The sequence below is a fragment of the Aeromonas sp. R9-2 genome (genome assembly GCF_040908025.1).
GTDB lineage: Bacteria > Pseudomonadota > Gammaproteobacteria > Enterobacterales > Aeromonadaceae > Aeromonas > Aeromonas veronii.
The window spans coordinates 396,064-411,001 of sequence record NZ_JBFOCX010000024.1; the positions used below are offsets into that span (position 1 = coordinate 396,064).

Sequence of the window (14,938 nt, forward strand, 5' to 3'; positions counted from 1 at the left end):
ATCCTTGTCAGGGGGCGTGGCGGCGGGAGCGGGAACTCCCGTGTGCCAGCAGGTAAATCAGGTACGCAATACCGGCGGTTTCATCGGCCCTGAGGGTACGCGCCAGAGCGCGCCACTCGATGGGCGGGCCAGAAGAGGGCCGTGCAAAACAGGCTCGCTCGAGTGCGGCTAGCGCGTTGCCGAGCCGATTATGCCCAGCGTCGGGCAACTGGCCTAATTGATAATAGGAGACCTGCCAGCGCAAGGTCGCCCACTTGATCAGCGCCTTGCGACTGGCATCCGGCTGGTGTTGGGCAAGGGCACGTTGCAGTTGATAGAAGGCGCGCCAGCGGGGCCAGTTGCGCCATAGCGCACGCAGCGTTATGGCCAGCACGACCCACCAAAGGCTCTCTCGCAGTGCCACCTGCGATGTCTGCTGATCAGGTTGCCGATTTGTCGTTGTCTGAAACGTCAGCGTGATGGCGGGCAGGCTGGCCTGCTCAATCCGGCCGCTTTGGGTATTAAACCAGGGCAGATCAATGGGGGGGAGCTGATAGTCGCCGCTCTGATCCGCGACCAGAGTCTGGCGCCACTGTCGCTCAAACAACAGCTTGCCATCACGGTAACGCTCCTGCTGTTGCTCGCCATCGGGATGTGCCTGTATGCCGTTTGGCAGTTGATGTGCCATCAGGGGGGCAAGCTGTATCTGGCCGCTGTCACCATTTTCCATGGTCAGGGTGAGGATCCGGATCAGCGGTTCACCCACTTCCCCCTTGGAGGCCGGTTCAAGCCGCTGCCTCAGGGTCAGCCGGGTTGCCACCGGCGTGGCGGGTGCCTTGTCGACCCTCACCTCGAGTGGTGCCGCGCGGGCCGAGAGTTTTTGCGGCTTGTTCCCTTGCTGCGTGAGCTGCCCCTGCAAGCGGGGCGAGTCGAGGAGCCATAGCCCAGGCGCTTTTGCCTGAACGAGCCAGCTGCGGGTGAGCCGGCCAGGCAGACCTGCCTGAACGGGGGCGATCCACTCGTCGCTACCGAGGCGACGGATGGTGAAGTGGGCAGAGCTAAGCTCGCTTAGCGCCGGGTTTTGCATACTGGTGGGCAGCCACAGTGTCAGCCGGTAGATCACCGGCTGGCCGGGATAGAGCGGGCCCTGATGATCAAGGCTGGCCTGCATCTCGAGGGGCGAGGGTGCCTCGGGCTGTGGCAGCGCGGCTGTTTTCGCCTCTCTCAATGGTAGGGTGAGCGAGGGGGTAAACTCATTTCCCAGCTTGAGCGGGGCAATCACCACCTCGGTATTAGCGGGTGAATTGCTCTGGTGCAGCGGGATCTGCCAGCGAGTCAGTTGTTGTACCGGGGTCGTGACCCGGCTCATGGTCACTCTGCCCACTGCAAACTGGCGCAGTAGGGGGGTGATCTCCAGCTCGCTGCTCTGGCGCTCGCCATCCGCTTCGATGATCAGCAGCCAATCGCTGGGGGCGGCCCCCGGCAGCAGCTCTGCCCGAGGGGGCAAAGCCCAGCAAAGTGGACTCGCCAGTGCGAGCAACAGTCCCCATCCTGCCCGCGTCACCAGGGCTCCTCCACCTTGATCAGATCCCGGCGCAGCGCCTCTTTGCGCAGTCGCTGCTCCAACAGCAACACCGGGGGAGAGGGTGGCAGGGGCATTGCTGTCGCCTGCTGATCCGTCGCTGGTTCGGGCTGCTTGCTGTTGTTGCTATCGGGAGCGGCCGCCGCGCCGCCCTGTAACAGAGAGAGGTTATAGAGCGCATCTTCATGGCCGGGCTCCAGCGCCAGGGCGGCCAGATAGGCCTCTTTGGCCGCCGCAAACTCACCCAGTTGCAGCATGGCATTGCCGCGGTTGTAGTGGGCGGTGGCGCTCGTCGCTTCCTGATAGGCTGAGATAGCTTGTCGGTAGGCTCCGGCCCGATACCAGGCGTTGCCGCGCCAGACTGGATCGTTGAAGGTGCGAGCGGCACGCTGAAAATCCCCTTGTTGATAAGCCTGCATCGCTTGCAGATCCGCCCTTTCTGCCGCTTGCAGATCTTGTGGCGCAAGCAGCTGTGCACCCATCATCAGCGCCACCATCAACCGGGCGCCGACTCTGGCCAGCAAGGCCAGTGGTAACAAGGGGATCAGCAGCCAGGGGCCAAGATCCAGTGGCGCCGGGGTGAGGGCCGAGGTCGTGGTGGGGAGGGGAGCAAAGCGGGGGATATCGCTCCCAAGCCACTGCAGCTCACCGCCGAGGCGATTGGCCAAGGCAGTAATGGCCTGACTATCGGGAGCGGGCAACTGCGCGGGCATGCGGGTGGCAAACCCCAACTCATTGGCCGGAATGGCGGGCATGGGGGCCGGTTGACCGCTGCTGGCAAGCAGAATATCGAGGCGTGCCGACTGGGTGTCGCGGCAAACAAGGCGTTGCTGGCAGGGCCACAGGGCGGCGATTTGGGTCATCTGATTCTGGGTGAGGTCGTCGGTGATCAGCAGCAGACGCGCTTGTTCTCCAGGGGCCAGCTGCTTCATGGCAAGTTCCACCGCCCGTGCCGGGTTGCTGCCCTGCAGCGGCATGATATCGGGGCGCAAGTCGGGCAGCAGCAGCGAAAGGGCTTGATGATCCCGGGTGGGCGGCATGGCGAGGTAGGCATCACCAGCGTAGAGGATCAGCGCAATGCGCTCGCCCTTGGCGCGGCTCAGCAGCTGCTGTAATTGCCATCTGACCCGGGTTGCCCGATCCGGTTTGAGATCGGTGGCGGTCATCGAGCGTGACAAGTCGAGCAGCCAGATATCGAGCGGTGCCGCAGGCTGCTGTTGCAGCTCACCGCGCAGTGCGGGACCACTCAGGGCCAAAATCACGGGCAGGGTTGCCAGCCAGAGCCAGGGGCGCTGAGGACGGGAGGCTGGCAGCAGATAAGCCTGCATCGCAGGTGCGAGCAGCGGGGGCTGGCGACGACGGTGCCACCCTTGCCAGAGCCAGGGGATGAGTGCGATCAGCCACAGGGGGCGGAGCAAGATCAGCTCCATCTGCGCGCGCCTCGTGCCAGCCAGTTACGCACCATGCGAAACTCCAGTCTGCCGTGTCCTGATGGCAGAAGCAGCAAGCCACAAAGCAGTGCCAACGGCCAGGGGTAGAGCTCGATCACCGGCTGGTACTGGGCAATCGGCATGGGGGCAGGTTCAAGGGTATTGAGGGTCGCATTGATGGCATCGAGATCGCTTTGGGTTCGCGCCCTGAAATAGCGCCCCTGTCCTGTTTTTGCCAGCTCTTTCAGGAGCGGTTCGTCCAGTTCGGTGCTGGGATCGGCCTGACCGCTGCCTGCCTCATCATAGGGTTGGATAAAGGTATCGGGATCGGCCCCGACCCCCAGCGTGTAGATCCGTATTCCCTGCGCTGCGGCGAGTTTGGCCTCCTGCAGCGGGTCGGCATTGCCTGCGGTATTGCGGCCATCAGTGACCAGCAGCAGGGCGGTGGGGCGACCAGGATCCCCATGCTGACGTGCCAGCTGGATCGCCTCGCCAAGGGCGGTGGTTCGGCCGACCAGATCAAAATCGAGCTCGTCGCTCAAGGTCAACAGCGCCGGGATCTCCTGAGTGAGGGGAGAGAGCAGGTAGGCGTGATCGGCAAAGACGATGAGGCCCACCCTGTCTCCGGCCCGTTTGGCGATCAGCGTTTTGATCTGCTGACGCACCGCCGTCAGCCGCGCTTGCTGCTCGCCGTTATCGAGCATATCAGGGGTGCGCATGCTGTCTGACAGATCCACTGCCAGCAGCAGATCCCGACTCCCTTCATATTGGATCACCGGTTCCCCCCGCCACTGGGGGCGGCAGAGGGCGAGGATAAGGGCGCACCAGAGCAGCATGGCGCGCCAGAGCGGCAATCCGGCGTGGGGGCGCAGCAGCGCAAACCCGGGGTGAGCCAGATAGCCGCGGCGCAGGGGTGGCAAGCCGAAGCGCACCAGCAAGGGGAGCACCAGCGCCAGCGCAAACCAGGGCCAGGCCAGGATCATGGATGCCTCCGTCCGGCTTTACGCCCCGAGCGGGGGTGAAGTTGGAAGAAGAGGGTTTGACCCCAACGGCGATAATGTTGCCGAAGCTGTTCACACTGCTCGCGAGTCGGGTTCTGGCTGCCATAGAGCCAACTGCTCCAGTGAGGTGAGAACTGGCTGAAATTGCTGTCCCCGTGACGATCGACGAAGGCGAGCCACGCCTCTCCCTGCAGCTGGCGCGCCTCGGGCCAACGTTGCAGTGCTTCATGACGCAGGGCCTCCTGTATGCGTGCCACCAGCAGTGCCGGCTCTCCCTCCAGCTGACGACACCAGCGGCGGTAACGTATCACCCTGCGGGCAATCAGGACGATCAGCAGCAGCAATAACGCTGTGATCAATAGCCACAATAGCGCCAGCACTCTGGGGTCAAGACTCTGTTCAATCAGATCCGGCCCCGGATGGATGTCGCGCATCAGGGCGGCCAGCGGCGGAGTGATGGCGTCGGAGGCTGGACTGGCGCTGTCGAGTTCGGCTGGGGAGATCATCCCTGATGACATAACCCCTCCTGCCACTGCTGTTGCAGCGTCTGGCCGTTATCGAGCAGATAGAGACGCTGCACCAATGGCAACAGCAACTGCTTGCCGTGGGCTAGTTGCTTCTCGGCGACATGCCGGTAGCGCTGGGAGAAACCGGCATGGCCCCCATCCAGCCAGCCCTGATAGTGTTGCCCTGGCCGATCAATGGCCACCGGCAGTTGGCCATCAGAGGGAAGGGCTGCCTCGAGGGGGTCACGGATCTGCCAATAGTGAATATCGTGGCGCCGTGAGAGCAGTTGCAATTGCTGACAGAGCGCCGACTCGCAGGGTCTGTGATCGGTGATGATCGTCAGCTTGGCACCGTGAGGCAGCTGCACGCCGGACAAGGTGTCGGCCAGCGAGTGAGAAAGCGCCCGGCGGGTCAGCCCTTGCTGATAGTGATGGCAGAGGGATTCGAGCAGGGGCAGCACGCTGCCGCGCTGGCTCTGGTGATGGGGGATAAGCCCGTGGCAGATCAGGGTGTTGTGCTGCTTCCCCCCTTGCCAGATCAAGGCTGCTGCCAGCTCGCACCCCAGACGCGCCTTGAGCTGCAGCGTGGAGCCGAAATACATGGCGGGAGAGAGATCGAGCAGCAGCCAGTGCGCCTGATCGAGCTCCTCGCTATAGAGGCGGGTATAGGGACGACCGAGGCGTGCGGTCACTCGCCAGTCGATATGGCGTACCTCGTCACCAGCCTGATAGGCGCGCGGCTCTCGAAACGTGAGTCCGGGAGATCGGCCCGGTTTGCCGCGTTCGCTGCTGCTTCTGCCAGCGTGAGGTGGCTTCTTGGCCTTGGCCCAGAGCCGGATATTGAGCAGCCGTGGCAGCGACAGGGCGATATCGGGATGCAGACCGGGTTCTAGGGGCATGGCACCTGATCCAGCAGTTGGGCGATCAGGATATCGTTATCCAGATTGTCGGCCAGTGCCTGATAGCTGGGTATAAGGCGGTGGCGCAGCACCGGATAGGCTTGCAGCTGAATATCTTCCGGCAGCACATAATCACGTCCGGCAAGCCAGGCTCGGGCGCGGGCGGAGCGAGCCAGCCCAAGTGTGGCGCGGGGGCTGGCCCCTACGGCAATCAGTGGCTCAAGGGCAGGGCAAAGGCCACTACCCGGGCGGGTGGCGCAGACCAGCTCCACCAGATAGTGCTCCAGTCTGCTTTGCATGGTCACCGCCAGCACTTCGCTGCGAGCACCTTGCAAGGTGGTCTGGCTCAGGGTCACCGGCGCCGCGCCAAGTTGTTCGCCGCTGGCGTTGAGCTGCAAGATGGCGAGCTCCATCGTGGGGCTCGGGTAATCCACCATCAGCTTGAGCAGAAATCGGTCGAGCTGCGCCTCCGGCAGGGGATAGGTTCCCTCCTGCTCGATGGGGTTCTGGGTGGCGGCCACCATAAAGAGGGGTGGCAGCCGCCAGCTCTTTTTGCCCACGGTGATCTGGTGTTCGGCCATGGCTTCCAGCAGCGCTGATTGTACCTTGGCTGGCGCCCGGTTGATCTCGTCTGCCAGCACCAGATGGTTGAAGAGGGGGCCTGGCTGGAAAACAAAACTGGCATCCTGCGGGTGAAACACCTCGCTGCCGGTGAGATCGGCAGGAAGCAGGTCGGGGGTAAACTGGATACGGGCAAAGCGCCCTTCGACGGCGCCAGCGAGCGCCTTGACGGCGCGGGTTTTGGCCAGCCCGGGAGCCCCTTCGATTAACACATGTCCTTCACATAACAGGGCAATCAGGAGCCCTTCTATTAGCTCCTCCTGCCCCAGGATCTGACTGCCAAGATAGTCCCTAAGTGTTCTGAACTCGGCCGCTGCCATGCGATAAACCCGTTGTTTTTATGGAAGTTGATCTTTTTATACTCCAGTTGCTTCCCAAGGGCGAGCAAAGGGGCCTTGCCGTGCTTAATTTAGTTTCAATCAGCTGTATGAAACTTGTGATTGGATTGTTAAGATGTGGCGCAATGAGGTCAGACCTCTGCCTTTTAAACCAAGGAGCCAGGATGAAACAGCCATTGAAACTGACGACTCGCCAGGGCGAACGGATTGCCGTCGTGGCGGGGCTGCGTACCCCCTTTGCCAAGCAGGCCACCGCCTTTCATGGCGTGCCTGCAGTCGATCTCGGCAAACTGGTGGTGAGCGAGATGCTTGCCCGCACCGATCTCGATCCCAAGCTTATCGACCAGCTGGTGTTTGGTCAGGTGGTTCAGATGCCGGAAGCCCCCAACATTGCTCGCGAGATCGTGCTCGGTACCGGCATGAGCGTCAATACCGATGCCTATAGCGTCTCCCGCGCCTGCGCCACCAGCTTTCAGGCGGTGGCCAACGTCACCGAATCCATCATGGCCGGTACCGTAGACATCGCCATCGCCGGCGGTGCTGACTCCTCCTCCGTACTGCCTATCGGAGTGAGCAAGAAGCTGGCCCGCGCCCTGGTGGATCTCAACAAGGCGCGCAATCTGCAGCAGCGCTTCAATATTCTGCGCCAGCTGCGGGTCAAGGATCTGCTGCCGGTGCCGCCTGCGGTAGCGGAATATTCGACCGGTCTCTCCATGGGACAGACCGCTGAGCAGATGGCCAAGAGCCACCAGATCAGCCGTGAGGCGCAAGATGCGCTGGCGCACCGCTCCCACACCCTGGCCGCGCAGGCTTGGGCCGATGGCAAGCTCAGCGGCGAGGTGTTTACCGCCCATGTACCGCCTTACAAATCACCGCTGGAGCAGGACAACAATATCCGTGAAAGCTCGGATCTCGCGAGCTACGCCAAGCTCAAACCTGTGTTTGACCGGGTTCATGGCACAGTCACTGCAGCCAACGCCACGCCGCTGACCGATGGCGCCGCTGCCGTGTTGCTGATGCGGGAAGGTCGGGCGAAAGAGTTGGGCCTCGAACCGTTGGGTTATATCCGCAGCTTCGCTTTCTCGGCCATCGATGTCTGGCAGGACATGCTGATGGGCCCCTCCTATGCCACGCCGCTGGCGCTGGACAGAGCTGGCATCACGCTCAGCGATCTGACCCTGATCGACATGCACGAAGCCTTTGCCGCCCAGACCCTGGCCAACCTCAAGATGTTTGCCAGCCACGAGTTTGCCCGTGACAAGCTGGGCCGCGATCAGGCCATCGGCGAGGTGGACATGGAGAAGTTCAACGTCCTCGGTGGTTCGCTGGCCTATGGCCACCCCTTTGCCGCGACCGGTGCGCGGATGATCACCCAGACCCTGCACGAGCTGCGTCGTCGCGGCGGGGGATTGGGGCTCAACACCGCCTGTGCGGCGGGTGGATTGGGCGTGGCTATGGTGTTGGAGGTTGAATGATGAGCGCTAAGACTTTTTCCCTGGATGTTCGCAAAGATGGCATCGGTATCCTCACCATGGATGTGCCGGGCGAGAGCATGAATACCCTCAAGGCCGCCTTTGTGGAGGAGATCCGCTCCGTACTGGCCGAGGTGAAACGCAACAAGGATTTGATCGGTCTGGTGATCACCTCCGGCAAGAAGGACTCCTTCATCGCCGGCGCTGACATCACCATGCTGGCCGCCTGCACCAGTGCCAAGGATGCCGAGACCCTGTCTCGGGAAGGGCAGGAGATCTTTGCCGAGATCGAGGGGCTGACCATTCCGGTGATCGCCGCTATCCACGGCCCCTGCCTCGGTGGCGGGCTGGAGCTGGCGCTGGCCTGTCATGGTCGGGTGGTGACCGATCACGGTAAAACCGTGCTGGGATTGCCGGAAGTGCAGCTCGGTCTGCTGCCGGGCTCTGGCGGTACCCAGCGTCTGCCGCGCCTCATCGGGGTGGCCAAGGCGCTGGATCTGATGCTGACCGGTAAGCAGGTGCGGGCCAAACAAGCCAAGAAATTGGGGCTGGTGGACGATGTGGTGCCGCCGTCAATTTTGCTGGATGCTGCCATCAAGCTGGCCAAGAAGGGCAAACCGCGCCATCAGTTGAAACGGGATCTGCAAGGCAAGGTGCTGGAGACCAACAAACTGGGTCGCAAGGTGCTGTTCGATCAAGCCAGCAAGGGGGTGAAAGCCAAGACCCGTGGCAACTACCCGGCGCCGGAGCGGATCCTCGAGGTGGTGCGCATAGGCGTGGAGGAGGGGATGAAGGCCGGTCTGGCCGCCGAATCCCGCCACTTTGGTGAGCTGGTGATGACGGCTGAGTCTGCCGCCCTGCGTTCCATCTTCTTTGCTACCACCGAGATGAAGAAAGAGGTCACCTATCAGGGGGCCGAGCCGCGCAAGGTGGGCCACGCGGCCGTGCTGGGCGGTGGTCTGATGGGGGGCGGCATAGCATTCGTCACCGCTACCAAGGCGGGCGTGCCGGTACGGATCAAGGATGTGGCAAGCGCCGGGCTCGGCAATGCCATGCGCTACAGCTACGACATTCTGGCCAAGAAGCTCAAGCGTCGTCACATTCTGCGCAGCGAGCTGGAAAAACAGATGAGCCTGCTGACCGGTACCCTCGACTACTCCGGTTTTCACCGGGTGGACATGGTGGTGGAGGCGGTGTTTGAAGATCTCGCGCTCAAACACCAGATGGTGAAGGACGTGGAGCGTGAGTGCGGTGAGCACACAGTGTTTGCCTCCAACACCTCCTCCCTGCCCATAAACCAGATTGCGGCAGAGGCGGCGCACCCGGAGCGAGTCGTGGGGCTGCACTACTTCAGCCCGGTGGACAAGATGCCGCTGGCGGAGATCATCCCCCACGCTGGCACCAGTGCCGAGACGGTCGCCACCACTCTGGCTTTTGCCCGTGCTCAGGGTAAAACGCCTATCGTGGTGAAAGACGAAGCCGGTTTCTACGTCAACCGCATCCTGGCGCCCTACATGAATGAAGCGGCGCGACTGGTACTGGAAGGCGAGCCGGTGGAGGTGCTGGATAGCGCGCTGCTGGACTTTGGTTTCCCGGTTGGCCCCATCACCTTGCTGGACGAGGTGGGGATCGATGTGGGCGCCAAGATCTCCCCCATTCTCGAGAAAGAGCTGGGCGGCGAGCAGTTCCAGGCGCCCAAGGCGTTCGACAAGCTGCTGCAAAATGATCGCAAGGGACGCAAGAACGGCAAGGGCTTCTACCTCTATGGCAAGGCGGCACCGCGCAACAAGCTGACCGGCAAAGAGGGCAAGAAGACGGTGGACGAGAGCGTCTATGGCGTGCTCGGCATCAAGCCTTCTGCCAAGCTGGCCCGTCAGGAGATTGCCGAGCGCTGCGTGCTGCTGATGCTCAACGAAGCGGCCATGGCGCTGGATAGCGGTGTGGTGGCGTCGGCCCGTGATGGCGATATCGGCGCCATCTTCGGTATCGGTTTCCCGCCTTTCCTTGGCGGCCCGTTCCGCTACATGGACACCTTAGGAATTGATCATCTGGTTGGCCGTCTGGAGTATTACCAGAAGCGCCATGGCGACCGGTTTGCCCCCTGTGCCCGCCTCAAGGCGATGGCCGCAGAGCAGCAGACCTTCTACTGATAACTGCTGCCGATTGACCGCAAGGCAAAGAGGCCCGCACCCCATGCGGGCCTCTTTCTATGTTGTGGCTTGTTCGGGTTGTACGGCTTGGGCTGCGCTCATGCTGGCAGAGGCGGCCGATTAAAAAATGGCCCACCGAAGTGGGCCGTCGAGATATCACGTCACGGGTCAGATCCCCGGTTTGCGCTCCGGGCAACGACCTATGATATCTGCAGGCAGATCACCGTTATCCTGCTCCAGCACCACATCGAATCCCCACAGCTGATGCAGGTGTTTGAGCACCTCGTGGCGTGAGTCACCAAGAGGGATACGGTTGTGGGGAACATAGCGCAAGGTAAGGGAACGATCCCCCTTCACGGCGACGTTGTAGACCTGAATATTGGGCTCCAGATTGCTGAGGTTGTATTGGGCCGACAGGGTATTGCGCACCTGACGGTACCCCTCGTCATTGTGGATGGCGGAGACCTTCAGATAGTTCTTCAGATCGTCGTCATCAATGGCGAACAACTTCATATCCCGCATCACTTTGGGGCTTAAGAACTGGCTGATAAAGCTCTCATCCTTGAAGTTCTGCATGGCAAAGTGGAGGGTTTCGACCCAGTTGCTGCCGGCATAGTCGGGGAACCAGTATCTATCCTCCTCGGTCGGGTTCTCGCAGATGCGGCGCAGGTCGGTAAACATGGCAAACCCCAGCGCATAAGGGTTGATCCCCGAGTAGTAGCGGCTGTTGTAAGCCGGTTGATAAACCACGTTGGTGTGGCTATGCAGCACCTCCATCATGAAGCGATCGCTCAGCTTGCCCTCGTCATAGAGGTGATTGAGGATGGTGTAGTGCCAGAAGGTGGCCCACCCCTCGTTCATCACCTGGGTCTGCTTTTGTGGATAGAAATACTGGCTTATCTTGCGCACGATGCGCACCACTTCCCGCTGCCAGGGCTCCAGCAAGGGGGCATTCTTCTCGATGAAGTAGAGAATGTTCTCCTGGGGCTCTACGGGGTAGCGCCTGTCCTCCACGCCAGCGGCTTTATGCTGCTTGGGCAGGGTTCGCCACAGCTCGTTGACCTGAGTCTGCAGATAATCTTCCCGCGCCTTCTGACGCCGCTTCTCCTCAGCCATCGAGATCTTCTGGGGACGCTTGTAGCGATCCACCCCGAAGTTCATCAGGGCATGGCAGGAGTCGAGCAGCTGTTCCACCGCCTCGATGCCGTGTTTCTCTTCGCACTGGGTGATGTAGTTCTTGGCGAACAGCAGGTAGTCGATGATGGAGGAGGCATCGGTCCAGGCCTTGAACAGGTAGTTGTTCTTGAAGAAGGAGTTGTGACCGTAGCAGGCGTGGGCCATCACCAGCGCCTGCATCGGCATGGTGTTCTCCTCCATCAGGTAGGCGATGCAGGGATCGGAGTTGATGACGATCTCGTAGGCCAGTCCCATCTGGCCACGCTTGTAGTTGCGCTCGGTATGGATAAAGCGCTTGCCGAACGACCAGTGCTGATAGCCGATGGGCATGCCGACGCTGGAGTAGGCATCCATCATCTGCTCAGCGGTGATCACCTCGATCTGGTTGGGGTAGTTATCCAGCTTGTAGAAACGGGCGACCCGGGCGATCTCCTGGTGATAGGTCTCCAGCAGATCGAAGTTCCAGTCTGGTCCGTCATCCAGTGGCGCTACACGTTTTTCTGTTTCGATCATGTGACCTCCTCACGCCACTTGTTTCTTGAACAGCTCGCGGAACACCGGATAGATATCCTCGACCTTGCGAATATGCTCCATCGCAAAGTGGGGGAACTGGCTGGCTACCGACTCATATTCGTGCCACAGGGTCTGGTGAGCACGGGTGGTGATCTCGATGTAGGAGTAGTACCGCACCCTTGGCATGATGTCCCGCGCCAAGATCTCCCTGCACTGTGGTGAGTCATCAGCCCAGTTGTCACCATCCGACGCCTGCGCCGCATAGATGTTCCACTGGTTGGCCGGGTAACGCTCGTTGATGATGTCATTCATCATCTTGAGGGCGCTGGAGACGATGGTGCCGCCTGTCTCCTGGGAGTAGAAGAACTCGTGTTCATCCACCTCCTTGGCTTGGGTATGGTGGCGGATATAGACCACTTCTACGTTCTTGTAAGTCCGGCTCAGGAACAGATAGAGCAGGATATAGAAACGTTTGGCCATCTCCTTGGTGGCCTGATCCATGGAGCCCGAGACGTCCATCAGACAGAACATCACCGCCTGGCTGGAGGGGACGGGCCGTTTGACGAAGTTGTTGAACTTGAGATCGAAGGTGTCAATAAACGGCACCGCATCGATCCGTCGTTTCAGCTCCCTGATCTCCTTCTCGAGCAGGGCGATTTCGGCAAAGTGCTCGTTGGGATCGGTGGCCAGCAGGGCCAGCCGATCTTCCAGTTCATGCAATTGGCGTTTCTTGCCTGCTTGCAGCGCCATGCGACGTGCCAGCGAATTTTGCAGGGAACGCACCACGTTGATGTTGGCGGGCACCCCGTTTGAGGTGTAGCCCGCCCGGTAGGTTTTCACCTCCATCAGCTGGTTGAGCTGGGTTTTCTGCAGCCTGGGCAGCTCCAGATCTTCAAACAGCAGATCGAGATACTCATCCTTGGAGATCTGGAACACGAAATCATCGGCCCCTTCTCCCTGATTGGATGCTTGTCCCTCGCCGGAACCCTGTCCACCGCCCCCTCCTTTGGGACGGTCAATCTTGTCGCCGGAGACGAACTGGTCATTGCCGGGATGCACCATCTCCCGTTTACCGCCGTGCCCCTGATGAAAATGGGGCTCGCCGATATCCTTGGTCGGGATGCTGATGCTCTCACCCTTGTCTACGTCCTGAATGCTGCGCTTGGAGACAGCATCCGAGACCGCTTGTTTTATCTGCTTCTTGTAGCGGCGGATGAAGCGCTGCCGATTGACAGCGCTTTTGTTTTTGCCGTTGAGCCTGCGGTCGATAAAATGCGCCATAACTCCCCCTTGAACAGTCAGGGTCAGGATGACTTGCGTACCCTGAGATACCATTCGGAGAGCAGTCGCACCTGTTTGCGGGTGTAGCCTTTCTCCATCATCCGTTCGACAAAGTTATCGTGCTTCTTCTGCTCCTCGGCCGAGGTTTTGCTGTTGAAGGAGATAACCGGCAGCAGCTCTTCCGTGTTGGAGAACATCTTTTTCTCGATCACGGTGCGCAGCTTCTCGTAACTGGTCCAGTTGGGGTTACGGCCTGCATTGTTGGCCCGGGCACGCAGCACGAAGTTGACGATTTCGTTACGGAAATCTTTCGGGTTGCTGATCCCGGCGGGTTTTTCAATTTTCTCCAGCTCGCTGTTGAGAGACGCTCTGTCAAACAGCTGGCCGGTTTCGGGGTCACGGTACTCCTGATCCTGGATCCAGAAGTCGGCGTAGGTGACGTAGCGATCGAAGATGTTCTGACCGTACTCGGAGTAGGACTCGAGATAGGCGGTCTGGATCTCCTTGCCGATAAACTCCACATAGCGCGGAGTCAGATAGCCCTTGATGAACTCAAGGTAGCGATCGTGCAGCTCTTGCGGGAACTGTTCGCGCTCGATCTGCTGCTCCAGCACATAGAAGAGGTGCACCGGGTTGGCGGCCACTTCCGCGTGGTCGAAGTTGAAGACGCGGGAGAGGATCTTGAACGCAAAGCGGGTAGAGAGACCATTCATCCCTTCGTCTACACCGGCGTAGTCGCGATACTCCTGATAGCTCTTCGCCTTGGGATCGGTGTCTTTCAGGCTTTCGCCATCATAGACCCGCATCTTGGAGTAAATGCTGGAGTTTTCCGGCTCTTTCAGCCGTGACAACACCGAGAACTGGCCCAAGAGTTCAAGGGTACCCGGGGCGCATTTGGCCTCGGTCAGTTCGCTATTGACCAGCAGCTTCTCGTAGATCTTCACCTCTTCCGAGACGCGCAGGCAGTAAGGCACCTTGACGATGTAGACCCGGTCGAGGAAAGCTTCGTTGTTCTTGTTGTTGCGGAACTGCTGCCACTCGGATTCGTTGGAGTGGGCCAGCAGAATGCCGTCAAAGGGGAGGGCGGAGAGCCCTTCGGTACCGTTGTAGTTCCCCTCCTGAGTTGCTGTCAGCAGCGGGTGCAGCACCTTGATGGGGGCCTTGAACATCTCCACAAACTCCATCACCCCCTGGTTCGCTTTACACAGCGCACCTGAGTAGGAGTAGGCATCGGCGTCATCCTGGGCGAAGTGCTCCAGCATGCGGATGTCGACCTTGCCGACCAGTGAGGAGATGTCCTGGTTGTTGTCATCACCGGGTTCCGTTTTGGCGATGGCAATCTGATCGAGGATGGAGGGGTTGACCTTCTCCACCTTGAACTTGGTGATGTCGCCGCCAAACTCGTGCAGGCGTTTGGCCACCCAGGGGGACATGATGGGACGCAGGTAACGGCGCGGGATGCCGTACTCTTTTTCAAGGATCTCCCCATCCTCTTCGATGTCGAACAGGCAGAAGGGGTGATCGTTGACCGGTGAGCCCTTGATGCGATAGATGGGTACCTTCTGCATCAGGGATTTGAGCTTCTCTGCCAGCGAGGATTTACCGCCGCCAACGGGGCCCAGCAGATAGAGGATCTGTTTCTTCTCCTCCAGCCCTTGGGCGGAGTGTTTGAGGTAGGAGACGATCTGTTCGATGGCCTCTTCCATCCCGTAGAAATCCTTGAAGGCGGGATAGCGTGCCACGACGCGGTTGGAGAAGAGTCGGCTCAGTCTGGGGTTGGCTGAGGTGTCTACCATCTCCGGCTCACCGATGGCGGTCAGCAGACGTTCGGCTGCGGAGGCGTAGCAGGCTTTATCCTGCTTACACATATCCAGGAACTCCTGGATGGTATATTCCTCTTCTCTCGCTTTTTCATATCGCTGTTGGTAATGCTCGAATATGCCCATAACTTTGCCCTCGTTATAGTCGCTTACCCTGAAAAAAGTGGATG

General features: G+C 60.4%; 11 protein-coding genes. 2 read left to right on the forward strand and 9 right to left on the reverse strand.

Going from position 1 to position 14,938, the window contains the following annotated elements:
- Positions 1–7: 7 nt before the first annotated feature.
- Genes AB5Y71_RS10895 through AB5Y71_RS10920 form a run of 6 tightly spaced genes read right to left on the reverse strand, consistent with a single transcriptional unit; the run spans position 8 to position 6,338 of the window.
- Entirely contained in the window at positions 8–1,519 is a 1,512-nt protein-coding gene (locus AB5Y71_RS10895; protein WP_368171697.1) for a hypothetical protein, read from the reverse strand.
- 20 nt (positions 1,520–1,539) lie between these two features.
- Positions 1,540–2,991: a VWA domain-containing protein gene (locus tag AB5Y71_RS10900; protein ID WP_368171549.1), complete on the reverse strand. Its 1,452-nt coding sequence runs from the start codon at positions 2,989–2,991 to the stop codon at positions 1,540–1,542.
- Positions 2,982–3,974, reverse strand: a complete 993-nt coding sequence (locus tag AB5Y71_RS10905) for a VWA domain-containing protein (RefSeq protein ID WP_368171550.1) — start codon at positions 3,972–3,974, stop codon at positions 2,982–2,984. The genes AB5Y71_RS10900 and AB5Y71_RS10905 overlap by 10 nt, the downstream gene beginning before the upstream one ends.
- Complete coding sequence (locus AB5Y71_RS10910; protein ID WP_368171551.1) at positions 3,971–4,510, reverse strand: DUF4381 domain-containing protein; 540 nt, start codon at positions 4,508–4,510, stop codon at positions 3,971–3,973. The genes AB5Y71_RS10905 and AB5Y71_RS10910 overlap by 4 nt, the downstream gene beginning before the upstream one ends.
- Complete coding sequence (locus AB5Y71_RS10915; protein WP_368171552.1) at positions 4,495–5,397, reverse strand: DUF58 domain-containing protein; 903 nt, start codon at positions 5,395–5,397, stop codon at positions 4,495–4,497. Before AB5Y71_RS10915 ends, AB5Y71_RS10910 begins: the two co-directional genes overlap by 16 nt.
- Entirely contained in the window at positions 5,388–6,338 is a 951-nt protein-coding gene (locus tag AB5Y71_RS10920) for an AAA family ATPase (RefSeq protein WP_368171553.1), read from the reverse strand. The genes AB5Y71_RS10915 and AB5Y71_RS10920 overlap by 10 nt, the downstream gene beginning before the upstream one ends.
- A 182-nt stretch (positions 6,339–6,520) precedes the next feature.
- On the opposite strand from AB5Y71_RS10920, the gene fadI reads away from it, so the two are divergent.
- Both fadI and fadJ read left to right on the forward strand, forming a co-directional pair.
- Positions 6,521–7,831 carry an acetyl-CoA C-acyltransferase FadI gene (gene fadI, locus AB5Y71_RS10925; protein ID WP_368171554.1) on the forward strand — a complete coding sequence of 437 codons (1,311 nt, stop codon included), beginning with the start codon at positions 6,521–6,523 and terminating at the stop codon, positions 7,829–7,831.
- Positions 7,831–9,978, forward strand: coding sequence for a fatty acid oxidation complex subunit alpha FadJ (gene fadJ, locus AB5Y71_RS10930; RefSeq protein WP_368171698.1), 2,148 nt, complete (start codon positions 7,831–7,833; stop codon positions 9,976–9,978). Before fadI ends, fadJ begins: the two co-directional genes overlap by 1 nt.
- 168 nt (positions 9,979–10,146) lie before the next feature.
- On the opposite strand, the gene AB5Y71_RS10935 is transcribed toward fadJ, so the two are convergent.
- The 3 genes from AB5Y71_RS10935 to AB5Y71_RS10945 are packed head-to-tail and all read right to left on the reverse strand — an operon-like array spanning position 10,147 to position 14,894.
- Complete coding sequence (locus tag AB5Y71_RS10935) at positions 10,147–11,667, reverse strand: SpoVR family protein (RefSeq protein ID WP_368171555.1); 1,521 nt, start codon at positions 11,665–11,667, stop codon at positions 10,147–10,149.
- Between the two features lie 9 nt (positions 11,668–11,676).
- The gene (locus tag AB5Y71_RS10940) at positions 11,677–12,948 is read right to left on the reverse strand and encodes a YeaH/YhbH family protein (protein WP_368171556.1); all 1,272 of its coding nucleotides are present in this window, start codon (positions 12,946–12,948) and stop codon (positions 11,677–11,679) included.
- 23 nt (positions 12,949–12,971) lie between these two features.
- Positions 12,972–14,894, reverse strand: a complete 1,923-nt coding sequence (locus tag AB5Y71_RS10945) for a PrkA family serine protein kinase (protein ID WP_033113275.1) — start codon at positions 14,892–14,894, stop codon at positions 12,972–12,974.
- Positions 14,895–14,938 lie beyond the last annotated feature (44 nt).